General features: G+C 71.0%; 23 protein-coding genes. 4 read left to right on the top strand and 19 right to left on the bottom strand.

Translation table 11 applies throughout. From position 1 onward, the window contains the following. The first annotated feature begins 30 nt into the window (after positions 1-30). Positions 31-675, top strand: a complete 645-nt coding sequence (locus BLT76_RS11165) for a class I SAM-dependent methyltransferase (protein ID WP_090855657.1) — start codon at positions 31-33, stop codon at positions 673-675. On the opposite strand, the gene BLT76_RS11160 is transcribed toward BLT76_RS11165, so the two are convergent. From BLT76_RS11160 to BLT76_RS11150, 3 genes are read right to left on the bottom strand one after another with little or no spacing between them, the layout of a single operon-like run. Beyond that, positions 646-1,755, bottom strand: a complete 1,110-nt coding sequence (locus tag BLT76_RS11160; RefSeq protein ID WP_090855318.1) for a glycoside hydrolase family 15 protein — start codon at positions 1,753-1,755, stop codon at positions 646-648. The genes BLT76_RS11165 and BLT76_RS11160 overlap by 30 nt on opposite strands. Further along, positions 1,752-2,501 (bottom strand): class I SAM-dependent methyltransferase, encoded by a 750-nt coding sequence (locus BLT76_RS11155; protein WP_090855315.1) that lies wholly within the window; start codon positions 2,499-2,501, stop codon positions 1,752-1,754. The genes BLT76_RS11160 and BLT76_RS11155 overlap by 4 nt, the downstream gene beginning before the upstream one ends. Further along, the gene (locus BLT76_RS11150; protein ID WP_090855312.1) at positions 2,488-3,744 is read right to left on the bottom strand and encodes a glycosyltransferase family 4 protein; all 1,257 of its coding nucleotides are present in this window, start codon (positions 3,742-3,744) and stop codon (positions 2,488-2,490) included. Before BLT76_RS11150 ends, BLT76_RS11155 begins: the two co-directional genes overlap by 14 nt. Positions 3,745-3,979: 235 nt before the next feature. On the opposite strand from BLT76_RS11150, the gene BLT76_RS11145 reads away from it, so the two are divergent. After that, positions 3,980-4,609 (top strand): TetR family transcriptional regulator, encoded by a 630-nt coding sequence (locus BLT76_RS11145; protein WP_244509363.1) that lies wholly within the window; start codon positions 3,980-3,982, stop codon positions 4,607-4,609. Positions 4,610-4,620: 11 nt separating this feature from the next. Here the strand turns inward: BLT76_RS11145 and BLT76_RS11140 are convergent, their stop codons facing one another. The 15 genes from BLT76_RS11140 to BLT76_RS11070 form a co-directional block, all read right to left on the bottom strand. Continuing rightward, positions 4,621-5,118, bottom strand: a complete 498-nt coding sequence (locus BLT76_RS11140) for a pyridoxamine 5'-phosphate oxidase family protein (protein ID WP_090855306.1) — start codon at positions 5,116-5,118, stop codon at positions 4,621-4,623. Between the two features lie 57 nt (positions 5,119-5,175). Then, positions 5,176-5,940 carry an SDR family NAD(P)-dependent oxidoreductase gene (locus BLT76_RS11135; RefSeq protein ID WP_090855303.1) on the bottom strand — a complete coding sequence of 255 codons (765 nt, stop codon included), beginning with the start codon at positions 5,938-5,940 and terminating at the stop codon, positions 5,176-5,178. Further along, positions 5,937-6,845 carry a 3-oxoacyl-ACP reductase gene (locus BLT76_RS11130; RefSeq protein ID WP_090855300.1) on the bottom strand — a complete coding sequence of 303 codons (909 nt, stop codon included), beginning with the start codon at positions 6,843-6,845 and terminating at the stop codon, positions 5,937-5,939. Before BLT76_RS11130 ends, BLT76_RS11135 begins: the two co-directional genes overlap by 4 nt. 2 nt (positions 6,846-6,847) lie before the next feature. Next, complete coding sequence (locus tag BLT76_RS11125) at positions 6,848-7,039, bottom strand: ferredoxin (protein ID WP_090855295.1); 192 nt, start codon at positions 7,037-7,039, stop codon at positions 6,848-6,850. A gap of 5 nt (positions 7,040-7,044) precedes the next feature. Next, entirely contained in the window at positions 7,045-8,013 is a 969-nt protein-coding gene (locus tag BLT76_RS11120) for an NAD(P)/FAD-dependent oxidoreductase (protein ID WP_090855292.1), read from the bottom strand. A 117-nt stretch (positions 8,014-8,130) separates the two neighbouring features. After that, positions 8,131-8,934 (bottom strand): hypothetical protein, encoded by an 804-nt coding sequence (locus BLT76_RS11115; protein WP_090855289.1) that lies wholly within the window; start codon positions 8,932-8,934, stop codon positions 8,131-8,133. Positions 8,935-8,944: 10 nt separating this feature from the next. Then, the gene (locus BLT76_RS11110) at positions 8,945-9,523 is read right to left on the bottom strand and encodes a hypothetical protein (protein ID WP_090855286.1); all 579 of its coding nucleotides are present in this window, start codon (positions 9,521-9,523) and stop codon (positions 8,945-8,947) included. Further along, positions 9,520-10,791, bottom strand: a complete 1,272-nt coding sequence (locus tag BLT76_RS11105; RefSeq protein WP_090855283.1) for an MCE family protein — start codon at positions 10,789-10,791, stop codon at positions 9,520-9,522. Before BLT76_RS11105 ends, BLT76_RS11110 begins: the two co-directional genes overlap by 4 nt. Next, complete coding sequence (locus tag BLT76_RS11100) at positions 10,788-12,209, bottom strand: MCE family protein (protein WP_090855280.1); 1,422 nt, start codon at positions 12,207-12,209, stop codon at positions 10,788-10,790. Before BLT76_RS11100 ends, BLT76_RS11105 begins: the two co-directional genes overlap by 4 nt. Beyond that, entirely contained in the window at positions 12,206-13,459 is a 1,254-nt protein-coding gene (locus BLT76_RS11095) for an MCE family protein (RefSeq protein ID WP_090855277.1), read from the bottom strand. Before BLT76_RS11095 ends, BLT76_RS11100 begins: the two co-directional genes overlap by 4 nt. A 3-nt stretch (positions 13,460-13,462) precedes the next feature. Continuing rightward, positions 13,463-14,446, bottom strand: coding sequence for an MCE family protein (locus BLT76_RS11090; RefSeq protein WP_090855274.1), 984 nt, complete (start codon positions 14,444-14,446; stop codon positions 13,463-13,465). Then, positions 14,443-15,591, bottom strand: a complete 1,149-nt coding sequence (locus BLT76_RS11085; RefSeq protein WP_244509362.1) for an MCE family protein — start codon at positions 15,589-15,591, stop codon at positions 14,443-14,445. Before BLT76_RS11085 ends, BLT76_RS11090 begins: the two co-directional genes overlap by 4 nt. Continuing rightward, positions 15,588-16,895 (bottom strand): MCE family protein, encoded by a 1,308-nt coding sequence (locus BLT76_RS11080; protein ID WP_090855272.1) that lies wholly within the window; start codon positions 16,893-16,895, stop codon positions 15,588-15,590. The genes BLT76_RS11085 and BLT76_RS11080 overlap by 4 nt, the downstream gene beginning before the upstream one ends. Before the next feature lie 7 nt (positions 16,896-16,902). After that, complete coding sequence (locus tag BLT76_RS11075) at positions 16,903-17,742, bottom strand: MlaE family ABC transporter permease (protein ID WP_090855269.1); 840 nt, start codon at positions 17,740-17,742, stop codon at positions 16,903-16,905. Between the two features lie 3 nt (positions 17,743-17,745). After that, the gene (locus tag BLT76_RS11070) at positions 17,746-18,519 is read right to left on the bottom strand and encodes an MlaE family ABC transporter permease (RefSeq protein ID WP_090855266.1); all 774 of its coding nucleotides are present in this window, start codon (positions 18,517-18,519) and stop codon (positions 17,746-17,748) included. A gap of 153 nt (positions 18,520-18,672) precedes the next feature. On the opposite strand from BLT76_RS11070, the gene BLT76_RS11065 reads away from it, so the two are divergent. Then, the gene (locus BLT76_RS11065) at positions 18,673-19,215 is read left to right on the top strand and encodes a DUF1707 SHOCT-like domain-containing protein (RefSeq protein ID WP_090855263.1); all 543 of its coding nucleotides are present in this window, start codon (positions 18,673-18,675) and stop codon (positions 19,213-19,215) included. Further along, entirely contained in the window at positions 19,212-19,922 is a 711-nt protein-coding gene (locus BLT76_RS11060; protein WP_090855260.1) for a potassium channel family protein, read from the top strand. The genes BLT76_RS11065 and BLT76_RS11060 overlap by 4 nt, the downstream gene beginning before the upstream one ends. Positions 19,923-19,925: 3 nt before the next feature. Here the strand turns inward: BLT76_RS11060 and BLT76_RS11055 are convergent, their stop codons facing one another. Next, positions 19,926-20,681, bottom strand: coding sequence for a response regulator transcription factor (locus BLT76_RS11055; RefSeq protein ID WP_211752878.1), 756 nt, complete (start codon positions 20,679-20,681; stop codon positions 19,926-19,928). Positions 20,682-20,788: the final 107 nt, after the last annotated feature.

Here is a 20,788-nt window from a genome sequence, read left to right as displayed (position 1 = left end):
CAACTCTACTAGTCTGAGGCCGTGACCGACATGCCTGCCGACCTGATGGACCACGCGCGAGCAGCGAAGGGGTTCATGCCCGAGGACGAGGGCCTCCTCCTCCACCGCGCGGCCCGCGAGCGACTCCCCCACGGCCCGGCCCTCGAGGTGGGCACCTACTGCGGCAAGTCCGCGGTCTACCTGGGCGCCGCGGCGCGCGAGGTCGGCGGCACCGTGTTCACGGTCGACCATCACCGCGGCTCGGAGGAGAACCAGGCCGGTTGGGAGCACCACGACGCCGAGGTGGTCGACCCCGAGCTCGGCCTGATGGACACGCTGCCGTTCTTCCGCCGCACCATCGCCCGGGCCGGCCTCGAGGACCAGGTCGTCGCGGTCGTCGGCCGGAGCAGGACGGTCAGCGCCCACTGGCGCACCCCGCTCAGCCTGCTGTTCATCGACGGCGGCCACGCCGAGGAGCACGCCCAGAACGACTACAGCGGGTGGGCGCCGTGGGTGCAGCCGGGCGGGTTCCTGGTCATCCACGACGTCTTCCCGGACCCGGCCGACGGCGGGCAGCCGCCGTACCACGTCTGGCTGCGCGCGATGGAGAGCGGCAGCTTCGAGGACGTGGAGACGGTCGGGTCGATGCGGGTGCTGCGCCGGGTCTCAGGCGCGGCGGGCGACCCGGTCGGCTGAGCCGGACGGGCAGCCGCACTCCAGCGCCAGCTCGGTGAAGTGCGGTGCCAACGAGGTGCCACGCATGATCCCGGAGCCGGCCGTGCCGTGCCCGGCGACCTCTCCGAGGGCGTCGACGGCGAGGATCACCGCCGCAGCGGTGTACGTCGTGTGCTCGACCGGCCAGTAGACGTCGCGCGGCTCGTCGGTCTCCGCGCCCTCGTCGTACACCCAGCCGGTCCAGTAGCTGCCGTCGCTCTCGCGCAGGTGCTGCATGTCGGTCAGCAGCGCCAGCGCGCGCCGGTGGTCGCCGAGGCAGTCGAGGGCCATCGCGAGCTCGCAGGTCTCGGCGCCGGTCACCCAGGGGTTGGTGTCGACGCAGAGGATCCCGAGGCCGGGCCGGACGAAGTCGTCCCAGCGGCTCTCCAGCAGCTCGAAGGCCGCGCGACCGCGGACCGCGCCGCCGAGGACCGGGTAGTACCAGTCCATCGAGTGCGCCGACTTGTCCGCGAACAGGTCGCGGTGCTCCCGGACGGCGTGGCCGAGCCGGCCGCCGGTCAGCTCCCACTCGGGCTGCGGGTCGTCGAGCAGATCGGCCAGCGCGACGCCGGCGCGCAGCGACTGGTAGATGCTGGCGTTGCCGGTGAGCAGGCAGAAGTCCTCGGTGGGCGTCCAGTTGATGCCGCCCCACGCGACCTGCTGGGCGACCACCCAGTCGAGGGCCGCGCGCACCACCGGCCAGTAGCGCTGCACGAAGCGCAGGTCGCGGCGGACCAGCCAGTGGTGCCAGACGCCGACGGCGAGGTAGGCCGTCATGTTCACGTCGCCACGCTCGTCCTCGGGCGCTCCCGCGACGATCTTCATCGGGAACGAGCCGTCCGCGCGCTGCAGGCCGGGCATCCAGGCGTAGGCGCGCTCGGCGGCCTCGACCTCGCCGCCGACCAGCATCGCCATCGCCGCCTCGACGTGGTTCCACATGTCGACGTGCTCGCCCACCGCCCACGGCACCGCGCCGCACGGCTCCTGCATCCGCCGGATGGAGGCGGCGGTCTCGGCGACCTGGCGGGCGGAGAGGACCCCGTCGACGTACGGGAGGCTCACGGCGTCCCGGGCTTGCGGAAGTAGAGCACCATGCTCTTGCCGATCAGCGGGTCGAGGACCTTGCCGGCGTACTGCAGGGTCTTGGGCTGCTTCATGATCTCCCACACCAGCAGCTTGTGGTACGCCTTGGCCAGCGGGTGGGTGTCGTTCTCGACGCCGACCGCGCACTTGATCCACCAGTACGGCGCGTGCAGTCCGTGGGCGTAGTCCTTGCCCTCGTAGACCATCGCCTCGCCCGGCGTGCCGTCGTTGAAGCGGCCGCCCTTGGTGACCTTGTCGACCAGCTCGTGGTCGGTGTAGATCCGGATGTGCCCGCCGGCCGCGTTGTGGTAGTCGTCCGACAGCCTCCAGTTGATCACCTCGGGCAGCCAACGGGGCACCGAGATGGCCAGGGTGCCGCCCGGCCGCAGGACCCGGATGAGCTCCTTGATCGCATCCACGTCGGCGTGGATGTGCTCCAGCACCTCGGCCGCCACGATCCGGTCGAACTCGCCGTCGGCGAAGGGGAGCTCGAGCGCGTCGCCCTGCTTGATGTCGGCGGAGGCACCTGCGGGCACCTCGCCGTTCTCCTTCATCGCCCCGAAGATCTCCAGCACGCCCGCCAGCTCGTCCGCGTCCATATCGAACGCGACGACGTCCGCGCCGCGGCGGTACATCTCGAACGCGTGCCGGCCCCCGCCGGCGCCCATGTCCAGCACCCGCTCGCCGGGACGCAGCCCCAGGCGGTCGAAGTCAACGGTCAGCACGCGCGTTCTCCTTCTCGTAGTCCTCGATCACTTCCTGGTACGCCGCGGCCACGGTCGCCGCGACCGCGCGCCAGCTGAACAGCTCCTCGACCCGCTTGCGGCCGGCAGCGCCGTACCGCTCGCGACGCTCGGGGTCGTCCAGCAGCGCCCCGACCGCGGCGGCCAGCTCACCGACGTCGCCGGCGGTGACCAGGTCCGCGCAGAGCCCGTCGGGCCCGACGACCTCCGGGATCGCCCCGGCTCGGGAGACCACCAGCGGCGTGGCGCAGGCCATCAGCTCGGCGGTCGGCAGTGAGAAGCCCTCGTAGAGCGAGGGGACGCAGGCCAGCTCGGCCGAGCCCATCAGCTCGACCAGCTGGGCGTCGGTGATGCCGTGCACGAAGCGCACCGAGTCGCCGATCGCCAGCTCGCCGATCAGCCGCTCGGTGCGGCCGCCCGGGCGCGGCTTGGTGACCAGCACCAGCTCGATGTCGCGCTCGGTGCGCAGCTTGGCGAAGGCCTCCAGCAGCGTGGCGATGCCCTTCATCGGGGCGTCGGCGCTGGCCATGGCCAGGATCCGGCCCTTGATGCGCGGCTTGGTCGGCGGCACGAAGCCGTCGTCGACGCCCAGCAGGATCACCTGCATCCGGGCCGGGTCGACGCCGAAGTCCTTCGCGATGTCGCGCTTGGACGTCTCCGAGGGCGTCATGATCTTGCGCGCCTTCCGCGCGACCCGGGCCTGCATGCGCAGGAAGCCGTACCAGCGGCTGAGCGTGAGCTTGCGCCACGGGTTGCGGGTCTGGCTGATGTCGATGCGCCGGTCGAAGGTGATCGGGTGGTGCAGCGTCGTGATGAGCGGAAGCCCGAGCTTCTCGATGTCGAGCATGCCGTAGCCCAGCACCTGGTTGTCGTGGACGATGTCGAAGTCGTCGACCCGGTCGGCCAGCACCCGGGCGACCCGGGTGCTGAACGTCTTCGGCTCCGGGAAGCCGGCCGTGCACATGGTCGCGAACTCCTCGACGTCGATCAGGTCGCGGAACTCGCGTAGCTTCGGCACCCGGAACGGGTCGGGCTGGCGGTAGAGGTCCAGGCTCGGCACCTTCGTGAGCGTCACGTCGGGGTGGTCGAGCTCGGGGTAGGGCTGCCCGGAGAACACCTCGACGCGGTGGCCGAGGTTGGCCAGCTCCCGGCTCAGGTGGCGCAGGTAGATCCCCTGACCGCCCGTGTGGGGCTGACTGCGATAGGACAGCAAAGCGACGCGCATCTCGTCCCGACTCTCTCTACGACTTGCTGGGCTCATGAACGGCATTCGGACACTTGCCGGGAACGGTGACCCGCCGGGCCGGACGAAGTGGAACGTGTTCCTATCATGTCCCACCGGTTGATAGCCTAGTGCCGCCATCTGGTTTCCTCATCGCCACGCACGCGACAGCGCCGTCGCCACCACGTGTCGGTGACCACGACTCCACCGCAGACGCGACGAACGCATGGGGGCCCCCTTGAGCACCGCAAACACGGCGAGCACCGCCAACTCGCTCAGTGTCGAGGACCTGGGGTCCGCCGCCCAGCGCGATCGGCGCAAGCGCATCCTCGACGCGACCATCGAGCTCGCGTCGACCGGCGGCTTCGACGCGGTGCAGATGCGGGCGGTCGCCGAGCGGGCCGACGTGGCCCTCGGCACCCTCTACCGCTACTTCCCCTCGAAGATCCACCTGCTCGTCTCGGCGCTCGGCCGCGAGCTGGAGCGGGCCGACGTGGCCCTGCGGGACAAGCCGGTCCCCGGCGACACCGCGGCCGAGCGGGTCATCCACGTCCTGAAGCGCACCACCCGCGGCATGCAGGGCGATGCCCACCTGACCGAGGCGTTGACCCGCGCCTTCATGTTCGCCGACGCCTCCGTGCAGGCCGAGATCCACACGGTCGGCATGCTGCTGACCCAGATGATGACCCGGGCCATGCACCCCGAGCAGACCGACCTGACGGACCTCACCGACACCGACGTCGCCATCGCACGCGTCATCGGCGACGTGTGGCTCTCGGCCCTGGTCGCCTGGGTGACCGGCCGCTCCACGGCGCCGGAGACCGCGCAGCACATGGAGACCGCGGTCGGCCTGCTGCTGCGCGACTGAGCTGTCCGACCTCATTCGAGGAAGGCCGCGGTCGAGCCGCCGAGCTCGATCGGGTCCATCCCGAGCTTGCGGTGGTCCCAGGTGCGCACCCGGTCGACGTCGAGCCGGACGGCCACCCGGTTGTGGGCCATGAACTCCACGAAGGGCCGCAGCTCCTCGGTGTACGGCGCGTTGTAGCGCTCGAAGATGTTCACGCAGACGTCCCAGACGACGCTCTCGTCGTCGACCACCTCGGCCGTGCCCTCGATGGCCAGGCCGCGCAGCTGGTCGTAGGTGTGGCCGGCCTCGACGAGGAAGCTGCACCGCGGGTCGCGACGCAGGTTGACCGTCTTCTGGGCCTTGCGCTTGGTCTCGAACCAGATCTGACCGTCGAGCACGCCGTACCACATGCCGACCAGGTGGATCTGGCCCTGGGGACCGAAGGACCCGAGCGTGCACGAGCGCTGCTGCTGCAGGAACTCGAGCTGCTCGGCCTCGCTCATGACGATCTGCGCGCGCTGGTTGGCCATGGCTCAGACTCTCACAGTTCCACTGTCAGGGTGGGCAGGGGTAGAGATGTGTCTCACTCAACCGCCGAAGGCGTGGGTCGCGGTGACCCCACCGTCGATGGCGATCTCGGCCCCGTTGATGTACGACGACTCGTCGCTGCCCAGGAACACGTAGAGCGGGGCCACGTCCTCGGGGTGGCCGACGCGCCGCAGGGGGACCTTGGCGGCGCCGTACTCCATGGCGGCGTCGCCGCCGTGGACCCGGGTCATCGGAGTGTCGATCATGCCGGGGTGCACCGAGTTGACCCGGATGTTGTGGGGGCCGAGCTCGTGGGCCGCACCCTTCGTCATCCCGCGGACCGCGAACTTGGTCGCGCCGTAGGCGACCGTGCCGGCCATGCCCCCCAGGCCCTCGGTGGACGAGGCGTTGATGATCGAGCCGCCGCCGTTCTTGCGCATCGTGCGGGCGACCGCCTTCATCCCGAGGAAGGGCCCGAGCTGGTTGACCCGGAACAGCAGCTCCAGGTCGTCGATGTCCTGACGCTCGATCTGGCCGAAGCGGAGCACCCCGGCGTTGTTGGCCAGGATCGAGACCGGGCCGTAGCGCTCGTTGGTCTCGGCGACCAGGGCCACCCAGGAGGCCTCGTCGCTCACGTCGTGGGGGTGGAAGGTCGCGACGTCGGCGCCGAGCTCGTCGGCGAGCGCCTGACCCTCGTCCTTGGCCACGTCGGCGATCGCGACCTTGGCCCCCTCGGCGACGTAGGCGCGGACGATGCCCGCCCCCTGCCCCATGGCACCGCCCGTGACGATCGCGACCTTGCCCGCGAGCCGCCGGCCGCTCACGCCTGCAGCCTCATGATCGAGTCGGCCGCGAAGCCCTGCAGTGGGTCGCGGTCCTCGAAGTAGGAGCCGACCTGCTTGTCGAGGTCGTCGAGGTCCCAGACCGACCCCGACGCGTCGAAGCGCTGCTCCAGGGTCGGCGGGGCGATCAGCGCGACCATCCCGCCGTACACGACGAAGACCTGGCCGGTGATGTTGGCGGCGGCCGGCGAGCTCAGGTAGGCCACCAGCGGAGCGACGTGGTCGGGCGAGTACGGGTCGACCGACTCGCCCGACGTGTCCTCGCCGAAGACCTGGGCCGTCATCGCGGTGCGGGCCCGCGGGCAGATCGCGTTGGCCCGGACGCCGCTGCTGGCCATCGCCCGGGCGGTCGAGACGGTGAGCGCCGCGATGCCGGCCTTGGCCGCGCCGTAGTTGGCCTGTCCGGGCGGCCCGCTGAGGAAGGCCTCCGAGGCGGTGTTGACGACGCTGGCCTCCACCGGGGCACCGGTGGACTTCGCCTGCGCCCGCCAGTACGACGAGGCGTTGCGGCTGAGCAGGAAGTGCCCGCGGAGGTGGACGTGCATGATCGCGTCCCACTCCTCGTCGGACATGTTGAACAGCATCCGGTCGCGGGTCATGCCGGCGTTGTTCACCACGATGTCCAGCCGTCCGAACCCGTCGACCGCGGCGGCGACCATCGCGTCGGCCGTCGTCCGCTCGCCGACGTCGCCGGCGACCACGCTCGCCTCGCCGCCGCGCGAGCGGATCTCCTCGGCGGCCTCGTCAGCACCGCCGGGCAGATCGTTGAGGACGATCCGGGCCCCGGCGTCGGCCAGGGCCAGTGCCTCGGCGCGCCCCAGCCCGGCTCCGGAGCCGGTGACGATCGCGACCTTGCCGTCCAGGGGCGCGTCCAGGTTGACGGACATCCTCAGCCCTCCAGGGTGATCGCGGCGCGCGGGCAGGCCGCCACGGCACGCTTGACGTTGTCGACGTTCTCAGGCGTCGTCTCTTCGGTCTTCAGCTGGAGGAAGTCGTCGTCGTCCAGCTCGAACACCTCGGGTGCCATCGCCTCACACAGGGCGTTGGACTCGCAGAGGTCGAAGTCCACCTTGATCTTCATGGCTACTAGGTCCCTTCACTGGAGTGGCCGGGGAACACGTGCGCGGTCGGGTCGATCGCGACGGTCGCGTTGTTGACGGCGGTCGCGGCCTCGCCGAAGCCGACGGCGATCAGCCGGACCTTGCCGGGGTACTCCGTGATGTCGCCCGCCGCGAAGACGCGGGCGAGGCTCGTGCGCATCGACGGGTCGACCACCACGTGGCGCTTGTGAACCTCGATCCCCCACTGCTGGAGCGGCCCGAGGTCGGCGACGAAGCCGAGCGCGGCGACCACCGCCTGGGCGGGGTAGGTCGTGGTCTCCTCACCGACCGTCACGTCGACCGACGCGACCGTGCCGTCACCGTCGATCGCGGACACCTGGGCCTGGGTGACGATGCGGACCGACGAGTCGCGGACCTGCTGGACGGTGCGCTCGTGGGCGCGGAACGCGTCGCGCCGGTGCACGAGGGTGACCGAGCGGGCGATCGGCTCCAGGTGGAGCGCCCAGTCGAAGGCGCTGTCGCCGCCACCGACGATCACCACGTCCTTGCCGGCGTACGGCGCGAAGCTCGGGACGAAGAACTCCAGCCCCCGGCCCAGCCAGTCCTCCCCGACCGGCAGCGGGCGCGGACTGAACTTGCCGATGCCGGCGGTGACCAGCACGGCCCCGGCCCGCACCTCGGTGCCGTCGTCGAGGCCGACCGTCACGCCGTCGTCGCGGTGCTCGAGGGTCCGGGCGGTGCGACCCAGCAGGTACTCCGGCTTCGCGGTGTTGGCCTGCTCGACCAGCCCGGCGACCAGGTCACGACCCTTGACGCTCGGGAAGCCGGCGACGTCGAGGATCTGCTTCTCGGGGTACATGGCGGTGATCTGGCCGCCCAGCTCGGGCAGCGAGTCGACGACCGCGACACGGTGTCCCCGGAAACCGGCGTAGTAGGCGGCGAACAGCCCGGTCGGGCCGGCGCCGACGATGAGCAGGTCGGTCTCGACGATCACCGCGGTTCGGCCCCTTCCGCTCGGCGCCCCACAACTGGAACGTGTTCTAGTTCAGTCAGAAACCTAACCGGCGCCCCAGGGGTTGTCCAGCACCGTCCCGCGCCCTGCGAGGACCCGTCACTTGGTCTCCATCTCGGAGACCAGCCACCCACCGTCGGTGTTCACGACGGTCACCAGCGCGCGGTAGGGCGAGTACGTCGTGTCGCCCCCGTCGCGGGTGATGTACTGGTTCAGGAAGACCAGGGCCTGCACCTCGGTGCGGTTGGCCCGTACGACGCTCTGGGCCACGACCCGGGCCTGCACCTCGATCTTGTCGGTGACGACACCCTCGCGGACGTCGCTCTTGGTGGTGCTGAACTCCTCGGCGAACGACGGGGTCATCAGCGCCGTCGCCTTCGTCACCTGCTCGTCGTAGTCCTGCCACGACGTGCTGACGATCGAGGTCGCCGCCTCCGCGGCGGCCGACGCCGCCCGCTGCGCGTCGGCCCAGGGCAGCAGGATCGGTCGGTCCGACGGGACGGCGATCGCGCCCGCCTCGGTCGGCGCGCCCGCCGCCGCGGGATCGTCGTCGGAGACGCCGAGGTAGACGGCCATCGCCACCGTGACGACGGTCAGCGCGACGATCGCGGCGAGCAGCACCCGGGTGACCCGGGAGCCGGCGAACAGCCCGGGCCGGGCCGCGGGCGCAGCGGGCTCGGCGGAGTCCTCGGCTGGAGACTCGACGGAGTCGGGCTCAATGTCGGACTCGGACTCGGGGACCTCCTCGACGCGGTCCGGCTCGTCGAGGTCGAACTCCTCGACCGCCGTGTCGGCGGCGGTCGGCCCCGGGGCCGCGGGCGTCGTCGTACCGCCCTGACCGGCGAGCCGGCGGGGACGGGCGGCGGCGGTGCGGGACGTGGTCCGGCGTGGTCGGTCGGTCATCGCGTCCTCCTCAGCCCACGAACTGCAGGTCGCGGGTCAGCCAGGCGCCGTCCTCGAGGACGAGCTCCAGCTGCAGTCGGTAGTTGCGGGCGTCCTGCTTGCCCTCCAGGAGCTTGTTCGTCACGGTGCCGGACGCCGCCACCGCGACCGTGGCCGAGTCGGCGTCGGCCGCCACGACGCCCGTCCACACCACGTCGCTCTCCTGGACCGACCGGTTCTCCTTCAGGCTCTTGCTGACCGCGCTGACCGCCTTCTCGAACTGGTCGCGGAACTCCCCCGTCGCGCCGGCCAGCACCGCGTCGAAGGAGGCCTGCGGGTCCTCGTGGGTGATGTTGAGCAGGGCGTTGCTCTCGGCCGTGGCGGCCTCGACGACGGCGGCGAGCCGCTCCTGCTCCTCGTCGTCGGACTCGTCGAGCGCCACCGCCTGCACGTCCTGCTCCCCGGGCAACGACGACGGGGCCGGGTCGTCGCGCAGCCGGTCGACGACGGAGACACCGACGACCACCGCGGCCGCGGCCACCACCAGGACGACGACGTAGAGCAGCAGGTTCAGCCGCACTCGCTTCGAGCCGTTCTCGGGGCCGCTCACTTGCTGGCCACCGGACCCACCAGGAGCCACTTCCACGAGTCCCCTCCCAGGATCGACAGGTTGCCGGGGTCGACGTAGCGGACCGGGTCGCCGTCCTGGTCGACGGCCCCCTCCAGCACGCCCGACTCCGGGTCGTACGACGAACGGTACGCGCGGCCGGACGACGCGGTGCCGCTCCGCGCGTCGGGCACGTAGTTGGCCCCGCGGGCGGCGTACGGGAGCGGGCTCTCGCAGCGGGCGGGGAAGATCGGGCCGTCCGTCAGGTCCTGCGTGCCGCGCCACTGGTCGGGCGGCAGGTAGCCCTTCGTGCACGGGGGCTGGCTGTAGCCGAGCTGCAGGTTGACGTGGCCGTAGCCGTCCCCGGGCGTGCCGGTGAAGCCGGACGCGATCACCCGCGGGTAGGTGACGAGCAGCTGCTCGACGCCCGCGAGGTGCGAGACCACCACCTGGTTGACGCTGATCGCGTTGCCGAGCAGCACCTGGAGGGACGGCTCGAGCCCTTCGAGCAGCTTGCGGACCTCGCGTGCCGTGCCCGGCGTGCCGTCGAGGGTGCCGCGGAGGTCGCGGTCGCTCTCGCGCAGCGCCTTCGTGATGAGGCTCAGGTCCCGCGAGAAGCTCCGGATGTTCTCGCCCTGGCCCTGCTGGGTGTCCAGCACGGTGAGCCCGCTGTCCAGCAGCTTCACGGTCTCGTCGGTGTGCGCCGCGGCCTCGTCGACGAACAGCCGCCCGTTGTCGAGCAGCCGCTGCAGGGGCGCGCCGGTGTCCTGGAACATGGTCCCGAGCTCCTCGACCACGACCTGCAGCTTCTCCTGGTCGACCGAGCTCACGAACTGGTCGACCTCGACCAGCAGGTCGGCCTCGTCGACGGGCAGGGACTCCTCCGAGCCGGCGATGGTCGCGCCGTCCTCGGCGTACGGGCCGTCGTCGTCGGGGGGCTCGAAGTCGAGGTACTGCTCCCCCACCGCCGAGAGGTTGTGCACGAACATCGGCGAGTCGAGCGGCAGCTCGGTCCCCTCCTCGAGGGCCAGGTCGAGCCGGACGCCGTCGCGGGTGGCGTGCATGGCCTTGACCTTGCCGACCTTGACGCCGCGGTAGGTGACCTCGCTGCCCTCGAACAGGCCGCCCGAGGCCGGGAGGGTCGCGTGCACCGTGATCCCCCGACCGAGCACCCGGTCGACGAAGCCCAGGTAGGTCGCGGTGATGTAGACGATCCCGACCGCGCTCAGCACGACGAACGCCAGGATCCGGATCCGGTTGCCGCGAGTCATCGCGCACCCCCCAGCAGCGCCGACAGGGTCGGCTCGGCCGACGCCTCGTCACCCGTGTCGCCCAGCGCCAGCGACGCCTGCAGGCGGGCGACCCCCGAGAGGCCCGGGATGCCGGGGATCTCGGGCAGGTTCACGCCCGAGCTGTCGACGCCCGGGATGCCCGGCAGGCCGAGCAGCTCCAGGATGTTGTCGAGGAGCTGCACGACGCCCTCCAGGTCGGGGTTCGGCGGCAGCAGGTTGACCACCACGCAGACCGGGCGGTCGTCGTACGCCGGCTTGCGGCAGTCGCGGATCAGCTTGCCGATCAGGTCGAGGTCGTCGAGCACCTTCGCGCAGGCCGCGCTGCCGAGGCTGCCGCTCTGGATGCACTTCACGACGGCATCGACCACCTCCCCCGGGTCGGGGACGTCGATCGGTGGCAGCAGCCCGCCGTCCGGCAGCAGGTTCTCGAGGCTGATGTCGGCCCGGATCGAGGTGTTGGCGTAGTCGCCCTTGACGATCTCGGAGGCCTCCTTGGGGAACGGGAAGCTGATCAGCAGGTTGAGGCCCGGGGCGAGCGCGTCGCCGGCCTCGTGCAGGCGGGCCAGCACCGGCTGCAGGTGACGCAGCGACGCGAGCAGGTCGTCCTTGCTCCGGGTGATCACCCGGGTGCCGACCTCGCCGAGCTCGTCGAGCGCCCCCAGCATGCCGATCAGCTCGTCGTGCTGCGCGGCCAGCACCTTCACGGCGGGACCGGCGACGTCGAGGGCGCCGGTGATGGTCTTGCGCTCGGCGTTGAGGGTGCCGGTCAGGCTGTTGAGGGACTCCAGGGCCCGGACGATGTCGAGCTTCTGAGCGTCGAGGGTGCCGATGACGCCCTCCAGGTTGCCCAGCAGGTTGCGCAGCCGGTCGGTGCGGCCGCCCATCACCTCGTTGAGCTCGGTGGTGATGGTGCCGAGCTGGGCCACGCCACCGCCGGAGAGCAGGAAGGACAGGGCGCCCAGCACCTCCTCGACCTCGGGGTTGCGGCCAGTGTCGGGCAGCTCGATGGTGTCGCCCTGACCCAGACGACCACTGGCCGCAGCTCCGGCGGGGGCCTCCAGCGCGACGTACTTCTCGCCGAGCAGGCTGACCTGGCGGATGTCGGCCGTGGTGTTGTCGGGCAGCTCGATGTCGTCGCGGACCCGCATGGTGATCCGGGCGTGCCAGCCGACCCGCTCGACGTCGGTCACCTCGCCGACGGTGACGTCGTCGACCATGACCGGCGAGCGCGGCACGACGTTGAGGATGTCGGCGAAGTCGGCGGTGATCTCGAAGGAGCTGTCGGCGTCGACCGGCGACCCAGGCAGTGGCAGGTCGTAGGCGCCGTCGAACTCGCAGCCCGACAGCACGAGCGCTGCCGCGGCGGCGACGGCGACGGCGGTCAGCCGGCGGATCACGGGGTGCCTCCCAGCAGTCCGGCCAGCGTGGGGTCGTCGACGCTGAGGTAGCGGCTCTGGTCGAGTGCGGGGTCCTCGGCCGGCTGCTCGGGCCCGGGCGTTCCCTTCGCGCCCTTCGCGCCCTTCGCGCCCTTCGCGCCGGCCGCCTCGCGGCCGTCCTGGCCGGGCGGGATGAAGGGCAGGTTGCCGGTGACCGGCTCCAGCAGCTGCTCGAAGAGGTCGCAGGTGACGTCCTTGAGCGCCCGCGACAGCTCGGACTGCTGGACCACGGCGCACAGGAAGCCGTCGGCGTCCCAGACGTTGCCGCCGATGCCGATCCGGGAGCCGATGGTGCCGGTCTGGTTGTTGTAGGCGACCGTCAGGTTGCCGATCGCGACCGGCGCGACGCGCAGCGCGGTGTCGATGCTGTCCCGCTCGGAGTTGATCGTCTTCATCACCCGGGTGAGCTGCCTGACGTCGCCCACCAGCGCCTTGCGGTTGTCGCGTACGAAGGACTCGACGGTGCTGACGGCGCGGGCGACCGACCGCAGCGCGGCCTGCAGCTCGGTGCGCTCGGTCACCAGCGCGGAGGACACCCCGGCGAGGTCCTTCATGAAGGCCCGTACCAGGCGGTCGTTCTCGGCGAGCGTCCCGGTGAAGGTGGCCAGCTCGGTCACGGTGTCGAAGAGCGGGCCGGCGCCCTGGCCGAAGGTCTCCGCGGCGCGCGACAGCTCGCGGATCATCTCGTTGCCGGCCGCGCCGTTGCCCTCCAGGCCGTCGGCGCCGGCGCGGAGCAGGTTGTCGAGCGTCCCGTCCGCGTTCACGCCGTTGGGGCCCAGCGCGTGCGACAGGTCGCGCAGGCTGGCGTAGATCCGGTCCAGCTCGACCGGCACCCCGGTGTCGGGCAGCGCGATGTCGGCGCCGTCGGCCATCACCTCGTCACCGTCCGTGTACGCCGGGGTCAGCTGCACGAAGCGGTCCGAGACCAGGGTCGGGGTGACGATCGCGGCCTTGGCGTCCGCGGGGACGTCGACCTCGGCGTCGTACTCCATCTCGACCCGCACCGAGTTGCCCTCCGGCACCACCGCGGTGACCCGGCCGACGTTCACGCCGAGGATCCGCACCTCACTGCCCTCGTAGATGCTCACCGCCCGCGGGAAGTGCGCCGTGACCGTGCGGGTCTCCTCGGGCTGGCGGACGGTGAAGAACGTCGCCGCCAGCAGCAGCACCGCCACGCCTCCCGCGAGCGCTCGTCGGTTGATCCGTGCCATGACTCAGTCCTCCAGCGGCCCGGGCAGGAACTCGCCCGTGGGGATCGCGAGCAGGTTCGATGCGTAGGCGTCGAACCACGGCCCGGTGCCGATGATGTTGCTCAGGATGGAGACATAGGGGCCGAGGGCGTCCAGGGTCGCCTTCAGCTGCTTCTCCTTGTCGATCAGCAGTCCGAGCAGGTCGTCGACCTCGGCGAGCGCCGGCGCGAGCTGCTCCTGGTTGTCCTTCGCCAGCCCGCGCAGCTCGTCGGCCAGGCTGCGGGCGTTGACGAGCAGTCGGTGCACGGCCCGCTTGCGCTTCTCGACCTCACGGAAGACCAGGTCGGCGTTCTTCATCAGATCCACGACGTCACCGCTGCGGGCGGCGAGGACCTTGCTGACCTCGCGCGAGCTCAGCAGCAGCGCCTGGATCTGCTCGTCGCGCGAGGCCACCGTCTGCGAGAGCCGGGTGATGCCGTCGAGGCTGGCCGCGATCTCGGGGCTGGCCGCGTCGACGGTGTCGGCGACGACGTCGAGGGCCTGCGAGAGCTGGTCGGTGTCGATCCGCTCGGTGGTCGTCGTCAGGTCGCCGAAGACGCCGACGATGTCGTACGCCGAGCTGGTCCGCTCGACCGGGATGGTGTCCGCCGGGTCGAGGTCGCCCGGGCCCTCCGGGGTCAGCTCGAGGAACTTCTCGCCCAGCAGGCTGAGCACCTCGACCGAGGCCTTGCTCTCGGTGCCGAGCTCGACGCCGTTGTCGACCTCGAAGCGCACCGTGACCCGGTCCTGATCGAGCTCGACGGCCTGGACCCGGCCGACCCGGATGCCGCCGACCTGGACCATGTTCCCCTTCCGCAGCCCGCTGGCGTCGCGGAACTCCGCGGAGTACGACGTGCCGCCGAAACCGGGGAACTTGGACAGGTTGAACGCGGCCGCCATCACCACGAGCATCACCACGACGGTGATCGCGCCGAGGCGGAGGATCTGGGACTCGGTGTAGCGCCTCACTGAGCGGCTCCCCCGTTCTCCTCCGTGGCGCCGTTGCAGCGCGGGGCGGACGAGTGGAAGTCGAGGTTGTTCAGGGCGGCCTGGATCTCCTTCAGACCGGGCACGTCGCTGATGACCGGCAGCGTGATCCGCGCGGAGAACCCGCAGACGTAGTAGCTGTACCAGGACCCGTAGGTGCCGGTGCGGGTCTGGTCGGTCATCGACTCCGGCAGCCGGTCGAGCAGCTCCACCAGGTTCTTGCGGTTCTGCTTCTCGTTGAGCAGCGAGGCCAGCTTGCGCAGCTCGGCGACGTCGGACTTCAGGATCGGCCGGCCCTCGCGGAGCAGATCGGCCACCACGACGGTCAGGTCGCTGACGTTCTCCAGCGACGAGCCGATCGTCTCGCGGTCCTTCGCCAGGTCGGTCATCCAGTCCTTCAGCTCGACGATCAGCGAGCTCAGCTGCTGGTGGCGGCTGTCGACGGTCTCCAGGGTCTGGCCCAGGTTGTCGACGACCTCGCCGATCAGCTGGTCGCGGTCGGCCAGGGTCGTGGTGAGCGACGCCGTCTTGGCCAGCAGCCCCTGGACGGTGCCGCCCTCGCCCTGCAGCACCTGCACCAGGTTCATGCTCAGCTCGTTGACCTGCTTCGGGTTGAGCGCCTGGAAGAGCGGCTGGAACCCGTTGAACAGCACCGTGAGGTCGAGCGCGGGGGCGGTCTGCTCGACCGGGATCCGCCCCTCCGCCTCCAGCCGCTTCGCCGCGCCCGCGTCGGCGGCGCCCTCCTCGAGGGCGAGGTAGCGGTCGCCCACCAGGTTGAGGAAGCGGATCTCGGCGCGCGAGGCGGTGGTCAGCGGGACGTCGGACTTGACCCGGAACGTCACCAGCGCACCGTTCCGCTCGTGGTGCTCGACCTTCTTGACCTCGCCGACGCTGACGCCGGCGACCCGGACGTCGTCGCCCTTCTCGAGCATCGAGGCGCTGGTGAAGACCGCCTGGTACTCGGTGCCGGAGCCGAAGCCCACGTTGCCCATGATCGCCGCCAGCAGGCCGGTGACCAGGAGCGAGACCACGGTGAAGATCGCCAGCTTGATGCCTGCGGCGATGGTCACCGCGTTGCGCCGGTTGCGCAGCCGCGCCGCGCCCGCCTGGGCCTGGGTCTCGCTCACGAGTCCTCACCGCCCCGGACGACCGGTCCGTAGAGCAGCGACCCGAGCGCGCCGTAGCTGTCGGCCGGCCGGCCGCTGCGCTCCGCGAGCAGGGCGTTGACGATCGCCTGCTCGCCCGGGCTGCCGGCGTGGCCGCTGGAGGTCGTGGCCCGACCGGACCCGAACCCGGGCAGGATGCCGGTCGGCGGGTTGTCGTCGAGGTCGGTGCCGTCGTCGAAGCTGTTCGGTCCGATCGGCACCGGCGCGTCCGGCAGCCCCGAGCACCACGGGCCGTGCCCGACCTCGCCGTACTCCGGGAGGTCGCGCTCGTCGTAGGCGCGGTACTGCGGGGTCAGGAACTCGATGTACTGCTTGACCTGGTTGCCCTCGAAGGTCTCGGCCAGCCGGGGTGCGTACTTGGCGGCCCCCTTGATCAGGCACGGGAACTCCGGCGAGTACGTCGCCAGCAGCTTCAGCACCGGCTCGGTCACCTCGCCCACCCGGATCAGGTTGGTCTCGTTGTCGCGCAGGATCCGGGTCGAGGTGGTGGCGAGACCCTGCACGTCGGAGAAGAAGACGTCGAGCTCGCGCTGCTTCTCGATGATCGTCTTGCTGGTGACCGTCAGGTTGCCGAGCACGTCGATCAGGTCCGGCGCGGCGATGTCGTAGGTGTCGGCGACGTCGGCGAGCTTGATGAGGTCCTGACGCAGAGTGGGCAGGTGGCCGCGGATCGCGGTGAGGTAGCCGTCGAGCTCGTCGAGGGTCTCGCCCAACTGGGCCCCACGGCCGCTGAGCGCGGTGGCCAGCGCGTTGAGCGTGGCGTTCAGGTCGGCCGGTCGTACGGCGCGCAGCAGCGGGAACAGGTCGGCCAGGATCCGGCTCAGCTCGACGTTGGTCTCGACGCGGTCCGAGGGGATCACGTCGCCGTCGGCCAGGGCACCGGCGCCACCCGAGCGGGGGCGGACGAAGGCGATGAACTTCTGCCCGAAGAGGGTAGTGGGCAGGATCTCGACGCTGACGTCGGCCGGGATCTCGGCCGCGGCGTCCGGCTCCAGGGCCACCCGGATCGAGGCCTCCTCGCCGTCCTGCGCGACCTCGCGGACCTGCCCGACCAGGACGCCGTTGATCCGGACGTCGCCGAACTTCGAGAGCTGCAGCCCGGCCCGGTCGGCCTTGATCGTGACCATCACGACCCGGTCGAAGGTCTTGTTGTAGACCGCGATCGAGAACCAGCCGAGCCCCAGGATCAGGCTGAGGAACACGACGCCGGCCACCAGCAGGCGGGTGTGCTCCCGCTTGCTGTCGTGGTGGATGTTGACCAGCACGCCGCGCCTACCCCGTGATCCGCACGGTCGTGGTCGAGCCCCAGATCGCGAAGCTGAGGAAGAAGTCGGCGACCACGATCGTCACGATGCTGGTGCGGATCGCCTTGCCGACGGCCGTGCCGACGCCGGCCGGACCGCCGCTCGCGGTGTAGCCGTAGTAGCAGTGGATGAGGATCACCGCGGAGGCCAGGAACAGCAGCTTGCCGAACGACCAGAGCATGTCGATGGGCGGCAGGAACTGCAGGAAGTAGTGGTCGTAGGTGCCGGGTGACTGCCCGTAGATGTAGGTCGTGATCAGCCGCGGCGAGAGGTACGACGCGGACAGCGCGACGACGTACAGCGGGATCACGGCGATGAACGCCGCGATCATCCGGGTGGTCACCAGGAACGGCAGCGACGGGATGCCCATCACCTCGAGCGCGTCGATCTCCTCCGAGATCCGCATCGCGCCGAGCCGCGCGGTGTAGCCGCAGCCCACGGTCGCGGCCAGCGCGATCGAGGAGATCAGCGGCGCGACCTCGCGGGTGTTGAAGTAGGCCGAGATGAACGCGCTGAACTTGGCCACGCCGATCTGGCTCAGCGAGGCGTAGCCCTGGATGCCGACCTCGGTGCCGGCGAAGAACGCGAGGAAAGCGATCACGCCGACGGTGCCGGCGATCAGGGTCAGGCCGCCCGCGCCGAAGGTGACCTCGGCCAGGGTGTTGGTGATCTCGCGCGGGTAGCGCCGGATCGCCCGCGGCGTCCACGCGAGCGCCTTGACGTAGAACAGCAGCTGGTCGCCGTACTGCTCCAGGGCGTGGCGCCGTCCGCGGAGGAAGGCGCCTCCGAGCGTCCCGATGCTGGCCATCGCCTACAACCCCGGGGGCGGGACGACTTGGAAGTAGATGGCCGTGATGATCGCGTTGATGAAGAACAGCAGCATGAAGGCGACGATCACCGACTCGTTCACGGCCCGGCCGACCCCGCTGGGCCCGCCGCCCGCGTTGAGGCCCTTGTAGGCGCCGACGATCGCCGCCATGCCGCCGAAGATGACCGCCTTGATGATGGCGATATAGAGGTCGGTGAGGCTGGCCAGCGCGGTGAACGAGGAGAGGAAGGCACCGGCCGAGCCGCCCTGGACGATCACGGTGAAGAAGTAGCCGCCCCCGATGCCGGCGCCGATCACGATGCCGATGATCATCAGTGCGACGAACATCGTGGCCAGCACGCGCGGCGCCACGAGGCGCTCCAGCGGGTCGACGCCGAGGACCTCCATCGCGTCGATCTCCTCGCGGATCTTGCGGGCGCCCATGTCGGAGCAGATCGCCGAGCCGGCGGCCCCCGCGATGATCAGCGCGGCCGCGATCGGGGCCGCCTCGCGGACCACCGCGAGCACCGCCGTCGCCCCGGCGAACGACTGGGCACCGAGCTGGCCGGTCAGGTTGCCGACCTGCAGCGAGATGACGGCACCGAACGGGATGGAGACCAGGATCGTCGGCATCAGCGTCACGCTGGTGATGAACCAGGCCTGCTCGATGAACTCCCGGAACTGGAACGGGCGGGTAAAGATCCGCTTGACGACCTCGACGACCATGGCCGCGATCTCTCCGGGTCCCCGGATGACCGACACAGCACTGAACGCCATCGGTCTCCTCCCCATCCGTACCTGGCCCGAGCGGCCCGGCCACAGTAGAACGTGTTCTCGTTTGCGGCAACGCAGGCCTTCCTACCCGCGTGTTGCCGGAGTCACTCCCCTGCGTGGCGTCCGTCACACCTGGCGGCAGGTTAAGTTTCCGCCGTGGACAGTGCCTCGTTCTGGTCGTCGTTCCCGCACGACCCCCGGGACCCGTCGTACGCCGGACTGCGCGCCTCGGACACCGAGCGCGAGATCGTCCAGCGCGCGCTCGGCGAGGCGTACGCCGAGGGCCGCCTCGACCGCGAGGAGCACGACGAGCGCAGCTCGGCGGTCGCGAGCGCCAAGACCCTGGGCGAGCTGCCCCCGGTCGTGGCGGACCTGCTGCCGGTCCTGCCCGCCCGGGTCCCGGCGTCCGATCTGGTGCGGGCGACAGCGTCCGACCTCCAGCAGCGCGCGGAGCTGGCCTGGCGCAAGGACCTGCGCGAGGCGTTCGGCACGTTCCTGCTGCCCACCCTGATCTGCTGGGTGGTCTGGATTCTGACCACCGGGCCCGGCTCCCACCCGTGGCCGGTGTGGGTGATGCTCGGGACCGGCATCAACCTCGTGCAGACCGGGCTGCGGCGCGGCGAGATCGTCGAGAACCACCGTCGCCGGCTGGAGAAGAAGCAGGCCAAGGAGCAGCGCAAGCGGGAGCTGGGGCCATGAGCACCGACCAGCCGGTCTACGGGCCGCACGACGACCCGCACGCCGAGCGGCACCGGGTCCGCCGGGTGCTCGGCAAGAACCCCTCGGCGGTGCTGCTGGCCGCCCAGCTGGGCGGCGTGCTCGCCTACCCCTACCTGGGCGACAACCGGCTCGGCTCCGCGCTGTTCGGGGTGGTGCAGCTGGCGATCGTGGGCACGGCGCTGTGGGCGGTCCGTCGTACGCCGGCGCTGTCGTGGGTGGCCGTGGGGATCGGCGTCCCGGCGATGGTCTTCACGATGGTCGAGGCGCTCTCCGACGCGAGCTGGGTGGTGCTGGTCTCCGCGCTGCTGCACGCGCCGCTGTACTTCTACATCTCCTACGGGATGATCCGTTACCTCTTCCACGACGACCGGGTGACCACCGACGAGCTCTACGCGACCGGGGCGGCGTTCACCGTCGTGGCCTGGGGCTTCGCCTACGTCTTCACCGCCGCCCAGGTGGTGTGGCCGGGCTCGTTCATCGGGTCCGACGCCTCGGCGCAACGGGAGTGGTTCGAGCTGCTCTACCTCTCCTTCTCGACCCTCACCAGCGTCGGGCTCTCCGACGTGGTCCCGGTCGAACCGCATGCCCGGTCACTGGTCATGGTCGAGATGCTCGCCGGCGTCCTGTACGTCGCCCTCGTGGTCGCCCGCCTGGTCGGCCTGACGGTGAGCCGCGCGAACCGCTGAGGATCAGGCGACGACCCGGTCGAAGCGGTAGCCGGTGCCGGCGACGGTGCTGATCCACTCGCGCTGGGTGCCGGCCTTGCGCAGCTTGCGGCGCAGGCTGGCGACGTGGACGTCGACGAGGAAGTCGGACTCGATGAAGTCGCCCGCCCAGACCTCGCGGACCAGGGCGCCGCGGTCCCAGGCCGCGCCGGGCCGGCTGGAGAGGGTCGCCAGCAGGTCGACTTCGGTCGGGGTCAGCGGCAGCGGCTGGCCGTCGAGGAGCGCGACGTGGCGCACCGGGACCAGCACCAGGCCGCCGCCGGCGTCGACCACCCGGTCGTCGACCCCGGCGCTCTGCACGGCCAGGCCGGTCGGGGCCGGGGGCGGCTCGGCCGCCGGGTCGCGACGCTGGCGCGGCCGGCGCAGGAGCGCGGCCGCGCGGGCCCGGACCTCGCGGGGCGAGACCGGCTTGGTCATGTAGTCGTCGGCGCCCACGTCGAGGCCGACGAGGCGGTCGGCCTCCTCGACCCGCCCGGTGATCATCACGACGTAGGCGTCGCTGAACTCCCGGATCCGCCGGCAGACCTCGACGCCGTCGAGGTCGGGCAGGGTCAGGTCGAGCGTGACGAGGTCGGCGTCGACCTCCCGGATCCGGGCGATCCCGTCCTCGCCGGTCTCGGCCGAGGTGACGTCCAGGTCGAGCTTCCCCAGCACGTGGGCGAGCAGCAGCCGCACGTCCGGGTCGTCGTCGACGACCACTGCGGTCTGGCGTGAGTGCACCGAGCCTCCTGAGCCTGGTCGATCCCCCCAGGTTTTGCCATGATGCCACTGCGGGTACTCCCCGCGGACGCAGCAGTACATGGGGGGCTCTGTCCGGGTGACCGGAG

Origin of the sequence: Nocardioides lianchengensis (genome assembly GCF_900101465.1) — a bacterium.
Taxonomy (GTDB): domain Bacteria; phylum Actinomycetota; class Actinomycetes; order Propionibacteriales; family Nocardioidaceae; genus Nocardioides; species Nocardioides lianchengensis.
Note: the sequence above shows the minus strand (reverse complement) of the source record. Positions and strands in the feature narration are given on the sequence as shown.